Consider the following 1826-nt stretch of genomic DNA (forward strand, 5'->3'; position numbering starts at 1 on the left):
GTTGTGTGACACCATGTTTTTTTTGCTCCAACACGATATCCTGCACCCTTACCATCTTAATCAATGTATTTCTGTTTGTATACGGCATAACCAAAACGAACTAACCTTAACGACGAACTAAACACAAAATAAAGGGCATAACCGATACAAGACAAACTTTTTGCTACTTTTCTATAAAAATAAAATAAGCCCGGTTGGCATTAACCATCCGGGCTTATCACTATCATGTTTATTTCATTTTTTCCGTGATTTGAGCCTAATCTGTTTCATGAATGTGTTTTTCAACCATCCGCTCACTTATGGCGATATTTCTATTTCCCCCGCATCCTTCGAAACAATATCCGATTAGGCGCTCACCGACATATACATATTCTCCTTCTCTGTTAGGATAGGTACATTTGTATAGTCGTCCTATTAGTAACTTGTTAGCATTCATTTATTGTTAGAATTTGAGGATTAATACTTCTTTCCGTGCATCTTCTCACGTAGCTGATTATACTTCATCTTCTGCTCAATATGCCAAAGCAAATCTATGTCAAGATGCTTGGCAAATCCGAAAACGGCCAGTAGCATACTGCTTAATTGTTCACCTAAAGAGTAACCGTATTCATACTCGTATCGTATAGGTATTGTGCTTATGGCATATATGCTTTCGGTGAAGGTTTCATCGTTACAGGATTCCGACGAATCGTCTATTTCTTCTTCTGTGAAGTCCCGGATTTCTATCTTACGCAATCCGGCCAAGTCAAGTAGGCGTATGGCTGTATCGGCAAGCTCTTCGGCAACCGAACCTTTGATGCAGTAATCATATACTTTCTTGAAATCATTCATAGGATATGAAAGGCCCCTATCGAATTGCATTATATTGGGCTGTTTCCCTTTCCTGTCAGCTTCCACAGCTTCCATAAGCTCGGAAATAATGAGGCAGAGAATGTGTTCGTTACTCAACTCCTTGTCGTGGAAACCGTGCTCGCAGGCTGTTTTATATGCCCTGTCACGGAGAGCGTTTAAATTGATATTATTCATGATTTCTTAATCTTGAATTAATTGTTTGTCAAATAATTTAATGCACTCAAATAAATACTTTGCTACCGTCGGGTTGACTGCATTGCCGATACTTCCAACTCTGTGTGACCAATTGGGAAACCCATCATCATTTCTAATAGTGCTATGCGCTGGGATTTCAAAAATCCTTTTTGCGCAAGTATATCCAACACTCGTATCTGATGTCCACTGTTTAAATATCGAGTCAAAGCGTCCACATTTGCGTATGTCGCTTTGTAGTCTGACTTTGTTGGAGTAGGCAATAAGATAAAGTCTTTCCCTTTTGTGTGGGTATCCAAAAGCGTAGTTTGATATACATTGCCATTCAGCATTATACCCGATTTTGGAAAGGTCGCATAAGACTTGTTCAAGACCGGAAATAGTGAGAGCTGGCGAGTTTTCAATGATGACGTATTTAGGTCTAACTTCCCATATAATTCGATACATTTCACCCCACAACCCCGAACGTTTGCCCTTAATACCTTCACGCTTTCCGGCAACGCTGATATCTTGACACGGAAATCCTCCACTAATGATGTCCACATATCGAAGGCCGGTTGTTTTTGTAATATCTGTGAATCTTTCTGCATAAGGAAATCTTAATTTTAATATTTCACCTTGAAATTTCTCTATCTCACAATTCCACAAAGTGTCTATTTTTGCCATTTCAGCCCCTAATTCAAAGCCGCCAATGCCGCTGAATAGAGAGCCATGCGTTAGTTTACTTTGCTTCATTACTTCTCGTACTTTAACCCAAAACACCACTTAATCATAGCTCTCTT

General features: G+C 39.4%; 3 protein-coding genes. All 3 read right to left on the reverse strand.

Features of this window, described 5'->3' with window-relative positions; genetic code table 11:
- Window positions 1-256 precede the first annotated feature (256 nt).
- From DW103_RS18085 to DW103_RS17710, 3 genes are read right to left on the reverse strand one after another with little or no spacing between them, the layout of a single operon-like run.
- On the reverse strand, window positions 257-436 hold the full coding sequence (locus DW103_RS18085; RefSeq protein WP_147381250.1) for a hypothetical protein: 180 nt from the start codon (window positions 434-436) through the stop codon (window positions 257-259).
- 20 nt (window positions 437-456) lie between these two features.
- Entirely contained in the window at window positions 457-1026 is a 570-nt protein-coding gene (locus DW103_RS17705) for a hypothetical protein (protein ID WP_122278584.1), read from the reverse strand.
- A gap of 6 nt (window positions 1027-1032) precedes the next feature.
- Window positions 1033-1779, reverse strand: a complete 747-nt coding sequence (locus tag DW103_RS17710) for a DNA cytosine methyltransferase (RefSeq protein WP_122278586.1) — start codon at window positions 1777-1779, stop codon at window positions 1033-1035.
- Window positions 1780-1826: the final 47 nt, after the last annotated feature.

The organism is Parabacteroides sp. AM08-6, assembly GCF_003473295.1.
GTDB lineage: Bacteria > Bacteroidota > Bacteroidia > Bacteroidales > Tannerellaceae > Parabacteroides.